Source organism: Actinocrispum sp. NPDC049592, assembly GCF_040675465.1.
In the GTDB taxonomy this organism is placed as follows: Bacteria; Actinomycetota; Actinomycetes; order Mycobacteriales; family Pseudonocardiaceae; genus Kibdelosporangium.
On record NZ_JBFAPA010000024.1, the window covers coordinates 147,899 to 164,643 of the forward strand.

General features: G+C 69.6%; 19 protein-coding genes and 2 pseudogenes. 8 read left to right on the forward strand and 13 right to left on the reverse strand.

Annotation, left to right across the window (positions count from 1 at the left end):
* Positions 1-9: 9 nt before the first annotated feature.
* The 8 genes from AB0J95_RS44450 to AB0J95_RS44485 all read right to left on the reverse strand — a co-directional run bounded on the left by AB0J95_RS44450 (position 10) and on the right by AB0J95_RS44485 (position 6,056).
* Entirely contained in the window at positions 10-288 is a 279-nt protein-coding gene (locus tag AB0J95_RS44450; protein ID WP_364771797.1) for a hypothetical protein, read from the reverse strand.
* A complete protein-coding gene (locus tag AB0J95_RS44455; RefSeq protein WP_364771799.1) occupies positions 278-2,326 on the reverse strand; it encodes a TNT domain-containing protein in 2,049 nt (682 codons plus the stop codon). Before AB0J95_RS44455 ends, AB0J95_RS44450 begins: the two co-directional genes overlap by 11 nt.
* A 1-nt stretch (position 2,327) precedes the next feature.
* Complete coding sequence (locus AB0J95_RS44460; protein ID WP_364771801.1) at positions 2,328-2,636, reverse strand: hypothetical protein; 309 nt, start codon at positions 2,634-2,636, stop codon at positions 2,328-2,330.
* Positions 2,633-3,070, reverse strand: a complete 438-nt coding sequence (locus tag AB0J95_RS44465) for a YbaB/EbfC family nucleoid-associated protein (RefSeq protein ID WP_364771803.1) — start codon at positions 3,068-3,070, stop codon at positions 2,633-2,635. The genes AB0J95_RS44460 and AB0J95_RS44465 overlap by 4 nt, the downstream gene beginning before the upstream one ends.
* 83 nt (positions 3,071-3,153) lie before the next feature.
* A complete protein-coding gene (locus AB0J95_RS44470) occupies positions 3,154-3,729 on the reverse strand; it encodes a GNAT family N-acetyltransferase (protein ID WP_364771805.1) in 576 nt (191 codons plus the stop codon).
* Positions 3,726-4,652, reverse strand: a complete 927-nt coding sequence (locus AB0J95_RS44475) for a hydroxymethylglutaryl-CoA lyase (protein ID WP_364771807.1) — start codon at positions 4,650-4,652, stop codon at positions 3,726-3,728. The genes AB0J95_RS44470 and AB0J95_RS44475 overlap by 4 nt, the downstream gene beginning before the upstream one ends.
* Positions 4,653-5,195 (reverse strand): PH domain-containing protein, encoded by a 543-nt coding sequence (locus AB0J95_RS44480; RefSeq protein WP_364771809.1) that lies wholly within the window; start codon positions 5,193-5,195, stop codon positions 4,653-4,655.
* Between the two features lie 81 nt (positions 5,196-5,276).
* Complete coding sequence (locus tag AB0J95_RS44485) at positions 5,277-6,056, reverse strand: biotin--[acetyl-CoA-carboxylase] ligase (protein ID WP_364771811.1); 780 nt, start codon at positions 6,054-6,056, stop codon at positions 5,277-5,279.
* A 78-nt stretch (positions 6,057-6,134) separates the two neighbouring features.
* On the opposite strand from AB0J95_RS44485, the gene AB0J95_RS44490 reads away from it, so the two are divergent.
* The 3 genes from AB0J95_RS44490 (at position 6,135) to AB0J95_RS44500 (ending at position 9,960) form a co-directional block, all read left to right on the forward strand.
* Positions 6,135-7,769: an acyl-CoA carboxylase subunit beta gene (locus tag AB0J95_RS44490; protein ID WP_364771813.1), complete on the forward strand. Its 1,635-nt coding sequence runs from the start codon at positions 6,135-6,137 to the stop codon at positions 7,767-7,769.
* Positions 7,770-7,779: 10 nt separating this feature from the next.
* The gene (locus AB0J95_RS44495; protein ID WP_364771815.1) at positions 7,780-7,989 is read left to right on the forward strand and encodes an acyl-CoA carboxylase subunit epsilon; all 210 of its coding nucleotides are present in this window, start codon (positions 7,780-7,782) and stop codon (positions 7,987-7,989) included.
* A 63-nt stretch (positions 7,990-8,052) separates the two neighbouring features.
* Positions 8,053-9,960, forward strand: a complete 1,908-nt coding sequence (locus tag AB0J95_RS44500) for a Xaa-Pro dipeptidyl-peptidase (RefSeq protein ID WP_364771817.1) — start codon at positions 8,053-8,055, stop codon at positions 9,958-9,960.
* A gap of 61 nt (positions 9,961-10,021) precedes the next feature.
* On the opposite strand, the gene AB0J95_RS44505 is transcribed toward AB0J95_RS44500, so the two are convergent.
* Positions 10,022-10,492, reverse strand: coding sequence for a carboxymuconolactone decarboxylase family protein (locus AB0J95_RS44505; protein ID WP_364771819.1), 471 nt, complete (start codon positions 10,490-10,492; stop codon positions 10,022-10,024).
* A 131-nt stretch (positions 10,493-10,623) separates the two neighbouring features.
* On the opposite strand from AB0J95_RS44505, the gene AB0J95_RS44510 reads away from it, so the two are divergent.
* Positions 10,624-11,238, forward strand: a complete 615-nt coding sequence (locus tag AB0J95_RS44510) for a nucleoside triphosphate pyrophosphatase (protein WP_364771821.1) — start codon at positions 10,624-10,626, stop codon at positions 11,236-11,238.
* Here AB0J95_RS44510 and AB0J95_RS44515 read toward each other — a convergent pair whose 3' ends face one another.
* A complete protein-coding gene (locus AB0J95_RS44515; RefSeq protein WP_364771823.1) occupies positions 11,239-11,883 on the reverse strand; it encodes a hypothetical protein in 645 nt (214 codons plus the stop codon). It lies immediately after the preceding gene.
* 140 nt (positions 11,884-12,023) lie between these two features.
* Here AB0J95_RS44515 and AB0J95_RS44520 point away from each other — a divergent pair, with 140 nt between their 5' ends.
* Genes AB0J95_RS44520 through AB0J95_RS44535 form a run of 4 tightly spaced genes read left to right on the forward strand, consistent with a single transcriptional unit; the run spans position 12,024 to position 15,257 of the window.
* A complete protein-coding gene (locus AB0J95_RS44520; protein WP_364771825.1) occupies positions 12,024-13,811 on the forward strand; it encodes an acetyl/propionyl/methylcrotonyl-CoA carboxylase subunit alpha in 1,788 nt (595 codons plus the stop codon).
* 19 nt (positions 13,812-13,830) lie between these two features.
* Complete coding sequence (locus tag AB0J95_RS44525; protein WP_364771827.1) at positions 13,831-14,241, forward strand: DUF1707 domain-containing protein; 411 nt, start codon at positions 13,831-13,833, stop codon at positions 14,239-14,241.
* A 9-nt stretch (positions 14,242-14,250) separates the two neighbouring features.
* Positions 14,251-14,688 (forward strand): DUF1707 domain-containing protein, encoded by a 438-nt coding sequence (locus tag AB0J95_RS44530; protein ID WP_364771829.1) that lies wholly within the window; start codon positions 14,251-14,253, stop codon positions 14,686-14,688.
* A gap of 41 nt (positions 14,689-14,729) precedes the next feature.
* Complete coding sequence (locus AB0J95_RS44535; protein WP_364771831.1) at positions 14,730-15,257, forward strand: DUF1707 domain-containing protein; 528 nt, start codon at positions 14,730-14,732, stop codon at positions 15,255-15,257.
* 124 nt (positions 15,258-15,381) lie between these two features.
* On the opposite strand, the pseudogene AB0J95_RS44540 reads toward AB0J95_RS44535, so the two are convergent.
* The 3 genes and pseudogenes from AB0J95_RS44540 to AB0J95_RS44550 form a co-directional block, all read right to left on the reverse strand.
* Positions 15,382-15,603, reverse strand: a pseudogene (locus AB0J95_RS44540) (ATP-binding cassette domain-containing protein); the annotation flags it as partial.
* A 103-nt stretch (positions 15,604-15,706) separates the two neighbouring features.
* A pseudogene (locus AB0J95_RS44545) lies at positions 15,707-15,988 on the reverse strand (ATP-binding cassette domain-containing protein); the annotation flags it as partial.
* A 150-nt stretch (positions 15,989-16,138) separates the two neighbouring features.
* Positions 16,139-16,447: an FtsX-like permease family protein gene (locus AB0J95_RS44550; RefSeq protein ID WP_364771833.1), complete on the reverse strand. Its 309-nt coding sequence runs from the start codon at positions 16,445-16,447 to the stop codon at positions 16,139-16,141.
* Between the last annotated feature and the right edge of the window lie 298 nt (positions 16,448-16,745).

Here is a 16,745-nt window from a genome sequence, read left to right on the forward strand (position 1 = left end):
CGTAGTGTATCAGTCCGGCTTGATCACACCCACCGCTCCGCGCGCGACCTGGGCCCAGGTCAACCTGCCGAACAGGTAGTGACAAGCGACCTGCTCGTTGGTGAACCTGGCCCAGTCGTACCGGTTTCCCTGCTCGCGCCAGAACACCTCCCAGCCCAGCAGGCCGTTCTCGTCCGGCGTCTCCGCGCGGAAGAGGCACCAGGTGTTGTCCGCCTCGGTGCCCACCGAGACGAGCTCGGCCGGGATGCCCACGGCGTCCAGCCAGCCGACGATCGACTCAGCCTTCATCGACGATCTCCTCTGTCAGGTAGCCGAACGCGACCAGGTCGGCGGCCGGGTACACGGTCCGGTACCGGACACCGCCGCCGGACTGGGCGAACCAGGCGGCCGAAAACCCTTTCCACACCGGCAAAGCACGCGCGACCCGGTAACGGCGGTACCCGGCGCGCAGGTGTGACGGCGGCAGCGAGCGGCGGCTGAACGCGGTCGACTCGGCGGCGAACACGCGGCCCTCCTCGGTGCCGAACCGGTCGATGATCGTGCCCGGCGGCAGGATCTCCGCCTCGCCCGGCGCGATCCCGCCTTCCGGGTACAGCTCCGCGGGCGGCCAGGCGTACTCGATGTCCAAAGTGTCCCGTCCGCTGCCCGCACGCACGACGAACCGCCGGTCCCAATCCCGCTCGTGCTGGCCGCCCAACGGGTCGTAGCCCACGGCCAGGCCGTCGACGATCGCGTCCTCTTCGGGCTCGACCGGGCGCGCGGTTCCCCGGACGGCCTCGATCAGGCCGGACGAGGGGTGGTCGTGCGGCTCGAACCGCATGCCGGGCGCGTAGTCGTACTCCTGGCTGGGCGGGGGAAGCTGGCGGGCGGGCCGGTCGCGCGCCACCGGCATGTGGCCGAGGGGGAACATCCGGACCAGCCAGATCGCCAGAATCGTTTCCTGGTCCTGTTTGGGTGCCTGGGTGTGCGAGACTACCGCGGCTGGTTGCGGACTTGGTTGCTGCTGCACGGGTTGCTGCTGGCGCGGAGCATCCGGCACGAACGTCGGTGACTGTCCACGCTGGACCGGCGCCGGGCCGGGCTGAGCCGAGACGGGCTGCGCCGCAACAGGAGCCGCAGCGACTGGCGGAGGTGCTGCAGGCGCAGGTCCACCGGTGATGATGGGCGCGGCGGGCGCACCTCCGCCGCCACCACCAACCACAGGAGCGCCTGGCACACCAGGACTGACCGGCGCGACCGGAGCCTGGGCCGCGGGCGGCGGCGCGTCCAGCACCGCGGGCGCGGCCGAGGCGACGTGCACGCTTTGGTCGTGGACAACGGGAATGCCCGACGGCGGGGTCGGAGCATCATGCGGCAGAACGAAATCGTGCGAACCGGGGATGGCGATCGGCCCAGTGGACGGCTCAAGTCCACCGGCGGCCGGAGGCAGAACGTCGCCCGGCAGGTGATGCCCACCGGGCCCGCCGACGTTCCCCGGGCCGACCTGCCCAGGAGGGGCCTGGATCGGGCCGTGACCGTGGTCCCCGGGCCCGGTTACGGTGTCCTGCACGACGTCCGTGGCCGCGTGAACGGTGTGACCGGTGTCCCGCACCAGGTTCACGGCTCCCTGGCTCGTGTCCTGCACCAGGTTCGCGCCCCCGTGAACCACGTGCCCGGCTCCTTGCCCCGTGTCCTGCACGAGGTTCGTGGCGGCGTGGCCGGTGTTCTGCACGAGGTTCCCGGCGCCTAGGGTCACCCCGGAAACGGTGTCCTTCAAGAAGTTGTGCCCGTGTCCCTGCGCGCCCGGGTTCGGGTCCACGAGGGGCTGCGCGGTGTCCATCACGACACCGGTCGCGGGCTGAACCGCGGACACCAACGTGTGGTGGACGTTGGCGACATTCGCGGCCGTGCCCTTGATCGCGGTGTCCAGTCCCAGTAACGCGGTGGGGTGCCCGGCCGCGGCGGCGTGCTCGGCGACGTCCTTGTTCTTGGCCAACGGCACCAGGTTGCGCACGATCGCCAGCTTCGCCTCGCCGACCTGGTTGGCGGCGTGGTCGAGCTTGTCCGCCGCGTCCGTGCAGCCCTTGACGACCGACGTCAGGTGCCCGGTGTCCGGCTTGACGTTGTTGCCCCAGTGTGACCGGGCCGCGTCGGCGCCCGCGCCCTGTGTTGTGTGCAAGGCGGCTTGGGCGGAGGTGTCCGCGTCGCCGATCAGGGTGGTCAGTTTCTTGCCGGTGTCCCGCCACGCCTGGGCGGCCTCGCGCATTTTGTCCTCGTCCGCCGCCGGCCACTTCACGCCGGTCTGCGCGGCCACGTCGGCCAGCTCGGGAGGAAGCTCGATGCCCATGTCAGACCTTGTCGATGCGGTTGCGGGCATTGGCGTCGACATCGCGGTAGGCGGCGGCCATCTCGGTCAGCCGGGTCCGCATGTCGTCGAGGTGGCCGGACACGGCGTCCAGCCCGGTCCGGGTCCGGCCGGACGGTCCGGAGTAGACGGCCGCGAAGCTCTGGCCGACCTCGTCGTCACCCCAGGGCGTGCCGAGGGCGTCGAGGGTCCGGTTGAGCTCGCCGGACAGCTTGCCCGCGCGTTCGACCATCGGCGCGAAGTCGGCCGCGTGCTTGGCCAGCCGTTCGTGATCGGACTCGAAACCGGTCACGGCTGCCTCCCCGGCCGGTCCATCCAGCTCAGGTCCTCGTAGCTCTCGTCGTCGAACCGCTGCACCGGCGGCGCCAGCTCGGCGGCGGTGAGGTCGGCGCGGCCCGCGAGCAAGGCGGCCGGGTCGGTCTGCACCGGCAGCAACGGGCTCACGGTCCGGTTGGCCGTCTCGGCCGCCTTGGCCGACGCCGACGCGACCGTCCGCACGATCGACTTGGCCAGGTCCGACGGGCTCACCCGGACATAGGCGGCGTCCGCGATGACCAGGTCGAGTAAGGCCCCGCCCGGGCCGACGGTCGCCTTGACCAGGCCGTCCGGGCTGGTCACCGACTCACGGATGGCGGAGAGCGACTGCTGCATGCCCGCGAGCTGGTCGCGGCTGCGCCGGTAGTCGGCGAGGAGCTCGTCCACCTGCGCCTGATGGTCGGAAGCCACGGCCACCTCCGGATCAACGTAAAGCTCGTCTCAGGCGTCAGACGCCGCCGGACGCGCCCCGGTTCCCGTGGCCGGGAAAGATCTCAGCCGACGGTCTTGCGCACCAGGGCCCGGCGCGTGCCACGGCGATCCACCACCGTGAAGCCCGCGTCGGTGAACATCGACAGGGTGCCGTGGTACAGCTCGCCCGAACTCGTCTTCACGCCGTTGGTGTCGACCGGGTACGCCTCCAGGATCCAGGCGCCGTGCCGGACCGCATACCGGACAGCTTCATCGAGCAGCCTACGGGCGACACCGCCGCGGCGCGCGGAACGATGGATGTAAAAACAGGTGACGGACCAGATTCCGGAGAGGTCCTCGTCCGGGTCGGCCGGTTTGGCGATCGGCGAACGTTCCAGGCGGTGGTACACCGACCGGGGCGCGACGGCCACCCACCCGATCGCCTCCTGGCCGTCCATCGCCAGCAGCCCGACCGGTTCGCCCGCGACCGCGAGATCGACGGCGTCCTGGCGGTTGACCTCGCCGGAGTCGCGCTTGTACTCGGGGCTGGTCTTGCGGAACCACATGCACCAGCAGCCGGCCACGGCCCCGTTGGGACCGAACAGCTTCTCGAAGGCCGGCCAGGTCCGCTCGGACAGTTCGACGACCTTGATCGTCATCCCCGCAGCGCCTGGACCACACGCGACGGGCTCGGCCGGCCCAGCTGAGCGGCCATCCACGCGCTCGTGCCGGCCAGCTTGTCCAGGTTCACGCCGTGGTCCAGCCCCAGGCCGTCAAGCATCCACACCAGATCCTCGGTCGCCAGGTTGCCGGTGGCCGACTCGGCGTACGGGCACCCGCCGAGGCCGCCGGCGGACGAGTCGACAGTGGACACTCCACAGCGGAGCGCGGCCATCGTGTTGGACAGCGCCTGCCCATACGTGTCATGGAAGTGCACGGCCAGCACAGCCGGATCGCCGAACCCGGCGATGAGCGCCTCGACCTGACCGGGGGTGGCCACACCGATCGTGTCGCCAAGGGAGAGCTGCGAGCAGCCGAGGTCCAGCAGCCGGCGCCCGACCGCGATCACCTGCTCGGCCGGAACCGGTCCCTCCCAAGGATCCCCGTAACACATCGAGAGATACCCGCGTACTCGCAAGCCTTCCGCGCGCGCCCGGGTGACCACCGGCTCGAACATCTCGAACTGCGAGTCGAGTGTCCGGTTGAGGTTGCGGTTGGCGAACGTCTCGGTGGCGCTGGCGAACACCGCGATGTGGTCCATCCCGGCTTCGAGCGCCCGGTCCAGGCCACGCTCGTTGGGCACCAGCACGGGATAGCTCACACCGTCCCGTCTGGACAGTCCGTCGACCAGCTCCGCGGCGTCCGCGAGCTGCGGAACCCACTTGGGGTGCACGAAACTGGTCGCCTCGATCACCCGCAGGCCCGCGTCCGCCAGCCGGTCGATGAACTCCAGCTTGACCGCCAGGTCCACGACCGACTTCTCGTTCTGCAGCCCGTCGCGGGGGCCGACCTCCCAGATGGTGATCCGCTGCGGGAGATCGGCCGCCGACGCGACGGTGTCGGGCAGGCCCGCGGCGACCATCTAGCGGCCGCCCTGCTGCGGGGGCTGCTGGTAGCGCTCGCCTGCCTTGAAGTCGTCGTCCGGGTTGTCGTTGATCTCCCGGTACAGCAACGAGTGCACGCGCTCCACCTGCGGGATGTCGTCGAACTCCAGCGGCTCGTCGGACGCCGACTCGATGATCAGCGTGCCGCAGCCCACGATCCGGTCGATCAGGCCGTGCTCGAACCGCACGCTGTTGATCCGGGACAGCGGGATGTCGATCCCGGTCCGGTTGATCAGCCCCTCACGGGCCATCACCCGATCGGTGGTCACGATGAAGTGGGTGGTGCGCCACCGCACGAACGGGACCAGGAACAGCCACACGATCAGGATCAACGCCACCGCGCCGATCGCGATGAACGCGACTGTGCTCCAGGACAGGTCCTGCGCCAGGATCGCCAGCCAGATGCCCACACCGAGGGTGAGCACCAGGACGATGTACGGCAGCAGGAGCATCTTCCAGTGCGGGTGCTTGTGGATCACGACGCGCTCGCCGTCGCTGAGCAGGTCGTCTGGATAGGCCACGGTGTTCCTCCGGTCAGCGCCGATGACGGCCATACCGTACCCGCGCGGACCCCTTCAAGGGCGTGGGACCGGCAATTCTTACTAGGACGTTGCCCGGAGGTGCACCACGTCGCCGGCGGGCACGGAGTGGTCGAGACCTTCGGCGTCGCGGACCACGAGCGTGCCGTCGCCTTCGAGGTACCGGGCGGTGCCCTGCAGCTCGGTCTGGCCGGCCAGTTCCACCCGGACGTGCTGGCCGAGGGTCACGCAGTGTTTCCGGTACTCCTCGTGCAGGCCGCTGGCGAACGGGTCGCCGTTGTGCTCCCGCCAAGGCTCCTCCAGCCGGGCCAGCTCGGTGAGCAGGCGGGCGGTGAGCTCGGTGTCGTCGAGCAAGGAGGCGCCCTCGTCGGCCAGTGAGGTGGCCTCCAGACCGCCCGGGCCCAGCGGGACGTCACCCAATGGCTGGACGTTCAGCCCCATGCCGAGGACCACCCCACGGGCGGTGGTCGACGCGAGAACCCCCGCGCCTTTGCGCTGGTGGGGGCCGAGCAGGAGGTCGTTCGGCCACTTCAGACCCGCCTCGACGCCCACGCTCTGCGCGACCTTGACCAGGGCGACCCCGGCCAGCATGGTGAGCCACTGCACACGGGACAGCGGCACCGCCAGCAGGTAGTGGACACTCAGGTAGATCCCGCCACTCGGCGACACCCATGACCGGCCTTGACGGCCCTGGCCCGCGGTCTGTTCCGAGGCGACGAGCACGAACCGGTCCGGCACGTCGTCTCTGGCGACCAGGTCGGCGTTGGTCGAACCCGTGCTGGCCACCACCTCGACACCCGAGTAGGTACTGGCCATCCGGCGCTGTAGCTCAACTGCGTCCACCAGTAAAGACTAGTCGTGTGGTGACATTAGCTACGTGAATCAGCCGCGCTTAGGCGTGGCTGGCTACGCTCCCTGGCCATGAGCAGTGCCACGACGCCGATCGGGCCCGTCCCTGAGGGCGAGCCGGACATCCACACCACCGCCGGGAAGCTCGCCGACCTCTACCGCCGCAACGACGAGGCAGTGCACGCCGGGTCCGCGCGGGCGGTGGAGAAGCAGCACGCCAAGGGCAAGATGACCGCCCGCGAGCGGATCGACCAGCTGCTGGACGCGGGTTCGTTCGTCGAGCTGGACGAGCTGTCGCGGCACCGGTCGACCAACTTCGGCCTGGAGAAGAACAGGCCGTACGGCGACGGTGTGGTGACCGGGTACGGCACCATCGACGGCCGCCCGGTCTGCGTGTTCAGCCAGGACGTCACGGTGTTCGGCGGCGCGCTGGGCGAGGTGTACGGCGAGAAGATCGTCAAGGTGATGGACCTGGCCATCAAGACCGGCCGGCCGATCATCGGCATCAACGAGGGCGGCGGTGCCCGGATCCAGGAGGGCGTGGTCTCGCTGGGGCTGTACGGCGAGATCTTCATGCGCAACGTGCGCGCGTCCGGCGTGATCCCGCAGATCTCGCTGATCATGGGCGCGAACGCGGGCGGGCACGTGTACTCGCCTGCTTTGACGGACTTCATCGTGATGGTCGACCAGACCTCGCAGATGTTCATCACCGGCCCGGACGTGGTGAAGACGGTGACCGGCGAGGAGGTCACGTTCGAGGAGCTGGGCGGCGCGCGGACGCACAACACCAAGTCCGGCAACGCGCACTACCTCGCCGCCGACGAGGACGACGCGATCTCCTACGTGAAGGACCTGCTGTCGTACCTGCCGTCCAACAACCTGTCCGACGCGCCGATCTTCGACGTCGAGGAGTCCGGTTCGGTGGCCGAGTCGCTGACCGACAGCGACACCGAGCTGGACACGTTGATCCCGGACTCGCCGAACCAGCCGTACGACATGCACGAGGTCATCACCCGCGTGCTCGACGACGGCGAGTTCCTCGAAGTGCACCCGCTTTTCGCGCCGAACGTGCTCGTCGGGTTCGGCCGCGTCGAAGGGCACAGCGTTGGTGTGGTGGCCAACCAGCCGACCCAGTTCGCGGGCTGCCTGGACATCGACGCCTCCGAGAAGGCCGCGCGGTTCGTGCGCACCTGCGACGCGTTCAACATCCCCGTGCTGACCTTCGTGGACGTGCCCGGGTTCCTGCCCGGCACCGACCAGGAGTGGAACGGCATCATCCGCCGTGGCGCCAAGCTGATCTACGCGTACGCCGAGGCCACCGTGCCCAAGGTCACCGTGATCACGCGCAAGGCGTTCGGTGGCGCGTACGACGTCATGGGGTCCAAGCACCTCGGCGCGGACATGAACCTCGCCTGGCCCACCGCGCAGATCGCCGTGATGGGCGCCCAGGGCGCGGCGAACATCGTGCACCGCAAGACCCTCGCCAAGGCCGCCGAGGAGGGCCAGGACGTCGAGGCCCTGCGCGCCTCCCTCGTCCAGGAGTACGAGGACACCCTGCTCAACCCGTACGCGGCGGCCGAACGCGGCTACGTCGACAGCGTGATCCCGCCCTCCTACACCCGCGGCTACGTCGCCCGAGCCCTGCGCATGCTCCGCGACAAGCGCGAAACCCTGCCCCCCAAGAAGCACGGCAACATCCCGCTGTGAGGAGCAACCGATGAGCGACCGTCCTCTGCTGCGGATCGTCCGGGGCACTCCGGACGACGTGGAACTCGCCGCGCTCACCGCCGTCATCGCCGCGCTGCCCGGCGAGGCCGGGACACCCGCTGAGAAGCCGAAATCCGCCTGGGCCGACCCGTCCCGGCGGATGCGGACCCCGCTCGCCCACGGCCCCGGCGCGTGGCGAGCCTCCGGAATGCCTCGTTAACTGGCAAACAGTTCAAACCTTCGGGTCTGATCGGCGGCCACGATGTGACCTAGCGTGCTGGATATGTCACGTCGTGGTCTGCTTTTCGCTGGACTGGTGGGGTTGTTGTCGGGGGTGGTGGCCGTTCCGGTGGCCGCCGCCGACCCGGCGTACGTCCTGAAGGACGGGGTCACGCAGCCGGTCTTCTCGTTCGCCGACGCGATCCGCGAGACGGTGTGGGTGGACATCGGGCTGGACCTGGACAACAACGGGGTTGGCGACCGGGTCGCGGCGGACATCATCCGCCCGGCGACCGCGGCGAAGGTCCCGGTGATCATCGACGCGAGCCCGTACTACCAGAGCGCGGGCCGCGGCAACGAGAGCGAGATCAAGTCGTACGACAGCGCCGGCACACCGGTGAAGTTCCCGCTGTTCTACGACAACTACTTCGTGCCACGCGGGTACGCGGTGACACTCATCGACTTCAGCGGCAGCAACAGGTCCACGGGCTGCATGGACACCGGTGGCCGCTCGGAGATCGCGTCCGGCAAGGCGGTCATCGACTGGCTCAACGGGCGCGCCACCGGATACTCGGCCGCGAGCGGCGGAACGACCGTGGCGGCCTCGTGGTCGACCGGTGCGGCCGCGATGATCGGGAAGTCCTGGGACGGCAGCATCACCCAAGGCGTTGCGGCGACTGGGGTCGACGGCCTGAAGACGATCGTGCCGATCTCCGCGATCAGCTCCTGGTACGACTGGTTCCGTTCGGATGGCGTGTCCCTCAACGGGTTCGGCACGCCGACGAGCCTCGCCTCCGGGTTCGAGAACGCCAACGCCCGCTCGCGGTGCGCGGCGGTGCGCAACGAGATGACCGCGGGCGCGACCTCGAACGGCGACTTCACCCCGATGTGGGCGCAACGCGACTTCGTCCAGAACGCCGGCCAGGTCAAGGCCGCGGTGTTCTCCGTGAACGGCGCGTTCGACCTCAACGTGAAGCCGATCAACTGGGGTCAGTGGCTCGCCGCCCTGCCCGCGTCGGTGCCGCGCAAGCTGTGGCTGTCGCAGACCGGGCACGTCGACCCGTTCGACTTCCGCCGCGCCACTTGGGTTCCGACCCTGAACAAGTGGTTCGACCGCTGGCTGCTCGGCATCCAGAACGGGATCGAGAACGAGCCCGCGGTGTCGGTCGAACGCTCCCCGGACGTCTGGACCGACACCCAGACCTGGCCGCCGTCAGGCACCCAGCTGCAGACCGTCTACCCCAACGCGGGCTCGGTCGCCGGCGTCGGAACACTCACCTCGTTGCCGGGCACCGGTTCCGCGGCCTTCACCGACAACGGTTCCGCCACCCCCAGCAACGTGATCACCTCGCCGAACGCGACTTCCTCACGCCGGATCATCTACAGCACCAACACCCTCACCAGCGACCTGCGGATCGCGGGCATCAGCAAGATCACGGTCACCGCGAGCCCGTCGACCGCGACGGCTCACCTCTCGGCGTTCCTCGTCGACTACGGGCCGGCAACCATCCGGAGCACGACCGGTGAGGGAATCCGAACCCTCACAACGGAATCCTGCTGGGGCGAAGACCGCCCGGGTGACGACGCCTGCTACAAGAACACGGTGCCCACGGTGTCCAATGTGGATGCTCACGTCTTCTCGCGGGGCTGGGCCGACCTGGCCAACTTCAGCTCGCTGAGCACACCCAGGACCCTCACGCCGGGCACGAAGTACACGATGACGTTCCGCCTGTCCACAACGGACCACATCGTGCCCAAGGGTCACCGCCTGGCGATCGTCATCGCGGGCACGGACAGCACGATGATCCCTGCCCCGGCACAGCTTCCGCGGCTGACGGTCGACCTGGCCCGGACAGCTCTGCAGATCCCGGCGGTCGGCACCCCGGCGCAGGAGGCCACCACCGCACCGATCCCGGCCCCGGCCAACCTCGAACCGGACACCTACCCGGCCAGCCTCGACAACCGCAACTGACAACCCCCTCGTGAGTGGTTTTGCTCGTTCTGACAAGCAAAACCACTCACGAGCCTGAGCATCAGCCGAACATCCCGACCTCGTACGAGCCCGCGGGCGTACGGGCGATGACGTTCAACCGGTTGTAGGCGTTGATGATCGCGATCGCGGAGATCAGCGCGCCGATCTGCTCGTCGTCGTAGTGCTTGCGCACCTCGGCCCATGTGTCGTCGCTGACGCCGCCCTTGTCCGCCAGCCGGGTCCCCTCCTCGGTCAGCGCGAGCGCGGCCCGTTCGGCCTCGCTGAACACGGTGGCCTCTCGCCAGGCCGCGATCATGTTCAGCCGCACGGCGGTCTCACCGGCCGCGGCGGCTTCCTTGGTGTGCATGTCAAGGCAGAAGCCACATCCGTTGATCTGGCTGGCCCGGATCTCGACGAGGTGCTCGGTCGAGGCCGGCAGCGAAGACTTGTGCACCAGCTGGCCGACGCCGCCGAGCTTGGCGGCGACCTTGCCCGCGACCTCGTTGCCGAACAGATCGATACGCGTTTCCATGGCGCTGTCCTTACTGAAGGAGACGTATACAAAGACGACCTGGCGGGCGTCCCGGATGTGACGTCTCGTGACGCCCGTCACTTCGCACGCCTCGGGCCAACCTCACGAGGGTGGGCGGTTACCCTCCCGGCGTGCAGTTCGTACTCGCCTCAGCGTCCCCGGCCCGGCTCACCGTGCTCCGGCAGGCCGGGGTCGACCCGGTCGTCCGGGTGTCCGGCGTGGACGAGGACGCGATCACCGCGTCGCTGCCCGGCGCGAGCCACCAGGACCTGGTCACCGCGCTCGCCGAGGCCAAGGCCGAGGCCGTGGTGGACGGGGTCGCGGCGGAGTTCCCGGACAGCGTGATCGTCGCCTGCGACTCGATGCTGTCGCTCAACGGCGACATCCTCGGCAAGCCGGGCACCCCCGAGCGCGCCCGTCAGCGCTGGGCCGACATGGGCGGCAACTCCGGCGACCTGCTCACCGGGCACGCCGTGATCCGGATCAGCGGCGGGCAGATCAGCGGTTCGGTGGCCGGGTGGGAGAGCACGGTCGTCCGGTTCGACAAGCCGACCGAGGAGGAGCTCGAGGCCTACATCGCCACCGGCGAGCCGCTGAGCGTGGCCGGGGCGTTCACCATCGACGGCCGCGGCGGCTGGTTCGTGGAGAGCATCGACGGCAACGCCTCCAGCGTGATCGGCATCAGCCTGCCGCTCACCCGGCGCCTGCTCGCCGAGGTCGGCGTGCGGATCAACGACATCTGGTGACTACGTACAGGCCTTGAGCTGGGTCTTGGTCACCTTCGGGTTCGGCCAGCCGGCGATCTGCTCGAGCTTGCCGACCGTGCGTGTACAGCCCAGCTCACTGCCGTCGAGCTGATAAACCCGCAGGTAGAAGCCCTGCTGGGCGGCGACAAGCTCGGGCCCGCCGTCCCCGGTGACCTCCTGCAGGGCCAGGTACCCGGCGTCGGACAGGTAGGACCGCTCGGTCAGGTTCCACTTCTCCGACCGGCCGACCACGATCTCGCCGATGGTGCCGCCGCTGGGCAGGTCGCCCTTGACCAGGCAGGCCGACAACGACCCGGACATGCACTGCAGGGACTTGCCGGTCAACGCGGCGCCGCGGTCGGTGATGGTCACCTCGATCACCCGGTCGGGGCCGATCCGCAGCCGCCCGGACTTGGCGCCCTGGTCGGCTACCAGCTCGATTTTGGTGTTTCCCACAGTTGCCGCCGCCAGCACGGCGCAGGGCTCGACGCGGCAGTCGGTCGGTGTGGCCGGGGCGGTCGGCGGCGGTGGGGTCTGGGCGGCCGGCACGTCCCGGTTTCGCAGGTAGAGGGCCACGCCGACGGCGCCGCCCGCGACAAGCAGCGCGAGCACGACGGTGATGATCACCGCCCGCGAGTTGCCCACGGCCACCTCCCCGCACCCGTACTAGCGGGAGACTACTGGTTCGGTCGTGAACCGAGCGTGGCCTTGCTCGCACTTCCACGGGTAGATCAGGTCATAGACTGCCGGAAAGCATGGGGTAGCTCGCACAAGGAGGACAGGGCGTGCCTGAGTCGGCCATCACCGGGGATCTGGCAACGCTGCACAAAGTGCTCATCGCCAACCGCGGCGAGATCGCGGTGCGGGTCATCCGCGCCTGCAAGGACGCGGGGCTGACGAGCGTGGCCGTGTACGCGGACCCGGATCGCGACGCACCGTTCGTCCGGCTGGCCGACGAGGCGTTCGCGCTGGGCGGCAGCACCCCGGGCGAGTCCTACCTGTCCGTGGACAAGCTGCTCGACGTGGCCGCCCGCTCGGGTGCCGACGCGGTGCACCCCGGCTACGGCTTCCTGTCCGAGAACGCCGAGTTCGCCCAGGCCGTGATCGACGCCGGGCTGATCTGGATCGGCCCGGGCCCGCAGGCCATCCGCGACCTCGGCGACAAGGTCACCGCGCGGCACATCGCCATGCGCGCCGGCGCCCCGCTCGTGCCCGGCACCAAGGACCCGGTCAGCGGCCCGGACGAGATCATCGCGTTCGCCAAGGAGCACGGCCTGCCGGTGGCGATCAAGGCCGCGTTCGGCGGCGGCGGCCGTGGCCTGAAAGTGGCCCGCACGCTGGAGGAGATCCCGGAACTGTTCGACTCGGCGGTGCGCGAGGCGGTGACCGCGTTCGGCCGCGGCGAGTGCTTCGTCGAGCGCTACCTGGACAAGCCGCGGCACGTCGAGGCGCAGGTGCTGGCGGACAAGCACGGCAACGTGATCGTGGTCGGCACGCGCGACTGCTCGCTGCAGCGCCGCCACCAGAAGCTGGTCGAGGAGGCGCCCGCGCCGTTCCTCACCGACGAGCAGCGCAAGACCATCCACACCTCGGCCCGCGCGATCTGCAAGGAGGCCGGCTACGCCGGTGCGGGCACGGTCGAGTACCTGGTCGGCCAGGACGGCGTGATCTCGTTCCTCGAGGTCAACACCCGGCTGCAGGTGGAGCACCCGGTCAGCGAGGAGACCACCGGCATCGACCTGGTCCGGGAGATGTTCCGGATCGCCGACGGCCAGCCGCTGCGCTGGACCGAGGACCCGGAGCCGCGCGGTCACTCGATCGAGTTCCGGATCAACGGCGAGGACGCCGGCCGCAACTTCCTGCCCGCGCCCGGCACGGTCACCACGTGGGTGCCGCCGGACGGCCCGGGCGTGCGCGTCGACTCGGGTGTCGAGTCCGGCACGGTCATCGGCGGCCAGTTCGACTCGCTGCTGGCCAAGGTGATCGTCAGCGGTGAGAACCGCGAGGAGGCGCTGCGCCGGTCCCGCCGGGCGCTGGACGAGTTGGTGGTCGAGGGCATGGCCACGGTCGTGCCGTTCCACCAGGCGATCGTGCGCGACCCGGCGTTCGTGGAGTCGTTCACCGTGCACACCCGGTGGATCGAGACCGAGTTCGAGAACAAGATCGAGCCGTTCACCGGCGGCGCCGAGGCCGCCGACGAGCCGGAGCCCCGGCAGACCGTCGTTGTCGAGGTCGGCGGCCGCCGCCTCGAGGTCTCCCTGCCCGGTGACCTGGCCATCTCGGCCGGCGGCGGCGCGGCCAAGAGTGCCGCCAAGCCGCGCAAACGAGGCGGCGGCAAGAGCGCGGCGGCGGTCTCCGGCGACGCGGTCACCGCGCCCATGCAGGGCACCATCGTCAAGATCGCGGTCGAGGACGGCCAGCAGGTCGAGGCCGGTGAGCTGCTCGTGGTCCTGGAGGCCATGAAGATGGAGAACCCGGTGACCGCGCACAAGGCGGGCACCATCACCGGCCTCGCGGTGAGCAGTGGGGAAACGGTCACGCAAGGTAGCGTTCTGTGCGAGATCAAGGACTGACTCTCCCTACAATCGAGGTATGGCAGGAAGTGACGGCAACGTCCGGATCGGCACAACCGAGCGTGAACGTGCGGTCCAGGCCCTGGCCGAGCACTTGGCGGAGGGCCGCCTCGACATCACCGAGTACGACCAGCGCGCCGCGCTGGCGGCCGCGGCCAAGACGCGGGGCGAGCTCGCGGCGATCTTCGACGACCTGCCCGAGCCCAACCCGATGCGCGAACCCGTCGTCGCCGCGCCGCGCGTCCCGGTGCCGGCCGCGGCGCCGGATCCGCTGATCCGCCAGGAGAAACGCACCCGCAGCACGGCGATCGTGGTCGGGTTCGTGGTGTTCGCCGTGGCCGCGATCGTGACCGTGACGGCGATCCTGGGCGAGTGGTGGGCGCTGATCCCGGCGCTGTTGATCGTCGCGGTGCTGGCCATGGTCTCCTAGGATTTCGGCATGGGGGACGCCCGGTTCATGAACGTCCGGATCGGCGATGCCGAACGCACCGAGTCGATCGAGCTGCTGACCCGGCACTTCAACGCCGGCCGGCTCACGCCCGCGGAACACGAGGAACGGCGGGAGAAGGCCAAGATCGCCATCATCCGGTCGGAGATCGAGGTGCTGTTCGACGACCTGCCAGCCCCGCATCCGGACATGAGCGCCGCCCTGCCCCCGGTCGTCTCCGAAGCTGAGCAGGCAGCCGCCCGCAAGACCCCGATGAGCGAGTTCTGGTCCATCCTGGCCGGGCTGCTGATCCTGTTCGGCATCCCGGCGGTGATCGTGCTCGGGACAACGCTGGGGCTCTGGTGGTTGTTCGGCCCGCTGGCCGTCGGCGTGATCCTGGCCTTCGTGCTGGAGGAGGCCTCGATGAAGCCGAAACGACTCCAGGACTGATGTCACGGGTCGTCTCAGCTTCGCCGCCGTACGATTGAGGGGTGAGCGAGCCGCATCCGTCGGAGATCCGCATCGGGGACGCCGAGCGTGAACAAGCCCTGCAGGCGCTGGGCGAGCACATGAGTGCGGGCCGCCTCGACATCGACGAGTACGGCGAGCGCACCGCGCAGGTGGCGACCTCCAAGACCCGCGGTGAGCTGCTCGGACTGTTCCGCGACCTGCCCGATCCCAAGCCGGTGTTCGGCGCCGCGCCCAAGCCGGCCGCCGCGCCGGTCCGGCCCGCGCGCCCGCCCGCGCCGCCGCCGGACCCGGAGCTGAGCCCGGCCGCGCAACGCTGGCAGCAACGGCCGTTGATCCAGCGGCTCTACCCGGCGCTGGTGCCGTTGTCGGTCATGTTCTCGTTGTTCTTCTTCTTCGCGGTGGCCCGGGTCTGGCCGGTGTTCCTGTTACCGGTGGCGATCGGGATCATCGGCGGGAGCATCTTCGGCGACGACTGGAACCGCGACCGGCGCGCGTGGGAACGCGAGCAGCGGGACCGGCGGCGCCGCCGCGAACGCGGTCAGTGGTGACGGATCCGGCCCTCGTTCAGTTCCAGGTTCCGGTGGGCGCTTCTGGTCAGCGCCGGGTCATGTGTGGCGATCAGGCAAGCGCTGCCCTCGGCGACGCTTCCTTGACCTCGCCGCCGTTGAACAGCATGGGCGAGGCGACGTTCTCCTCCAGGGTCAGCTCGTCCAGGAGGCCGAAACTCTGTGGCAGCACGGCCATCGTGGACCACGGCGGGATCGCGCCCTCGGGTTCGCCGTCGATGATCACCGAACCCGCGTCGGGCTCGTCGAACCCGGCCAGCAACGCGCTCTTGCCCGATCCGGAGCGGCCCACGAGCGTCACCAACTCGCCCGCGCGCAGCTCGAGGCCGCATGGTCTCGATGACCAGTTCCGCGGACGCACTGTCCAATTGGGACGTTGGCTCGTCGGCCAGTACGATCTTGGCTCCCGCGGCGAGCGCGGTCAGGAATGCCAGCCTTTGTTGCTGCCCACCGGAAAGGGCGCTGATCGCCCAGTTCGCGGTGCCCGGCAGGCCGAGGCGGTCGAGCAGGCCGATGTCCGGTTCGCCCGCGCCCGCCAGTTGGGCCGCGGCGCGGAGGTTGTCCCGGACGTCGAGGTAGGCGAACAGGTTGCCCACGGGACTCTGGCAGACCAGGTGGACGCTTCGCCTGAGCGCCCGGCGTTTGCGTTCGCTGAGGTCTCCGGTTTCTTTGCCGCGCAGACAGACCGCGCCTTCGGTGGGCCGCTCGACCATGCCGAGGATGCGCAGCAGGGTGGACTTGCCCGAACCGGCCAGTACGGTCAGTCCGTCCTGCGGGATGTCAGCGAAATGCCTTTGACCGCGGTGACTTCGCCCGATGGCGTGCGGCAGCGGTGCACGCCATCGGTCAAGGAGTAGGCGAGATCAGGCACGCAGCAACTCCTTCACCTTCGCGCGACGCGCCGAACGGACCGCGTAGAGCGCCACGAGGACCACCCCGAGCACCGCGACCCCGGCCGTGCTCAGGCCGACGATCTGCAGGCTTGCCGGTTGCGGCAACGGGCTCAGCAACGGGAATGGGTCAAGTCGTTGCGTGGCAAGCCTAAGAATGAGCCAGCCACCGGCGATACCCACAATCGTCGCTATACCGGCGAGAATGGCGAGCTCGACCAGATGGGTCGCCAGCAATGCCCTGGAACGCAAGCCCATCCGTGCCAGCAACGCGTGCGCCACCGCCGTCGAACGCCGTCTCGTTTCCCCACAAACGCCAGCACAAGTCCCGTCACCCGACCGACGACGATGGTCACCGGACTGCTCAATGCCGCTCGCGGGGCACTCCTCCAGGGCAGCCGCACACCGCGACCACAACCGAAAACCTCAGCTCGCGAACCCACCAACCCCAACCCACCCAAACCCCCTCCCGCACCACCACAACTCCCCATGGCACAACCTCGCCGCCCACCAGCGCCTCCGAATGCGGCCTCAGTCGCAACCCCGCCACGACCGCGCGCCGACCCACCCGAAGGCCGCC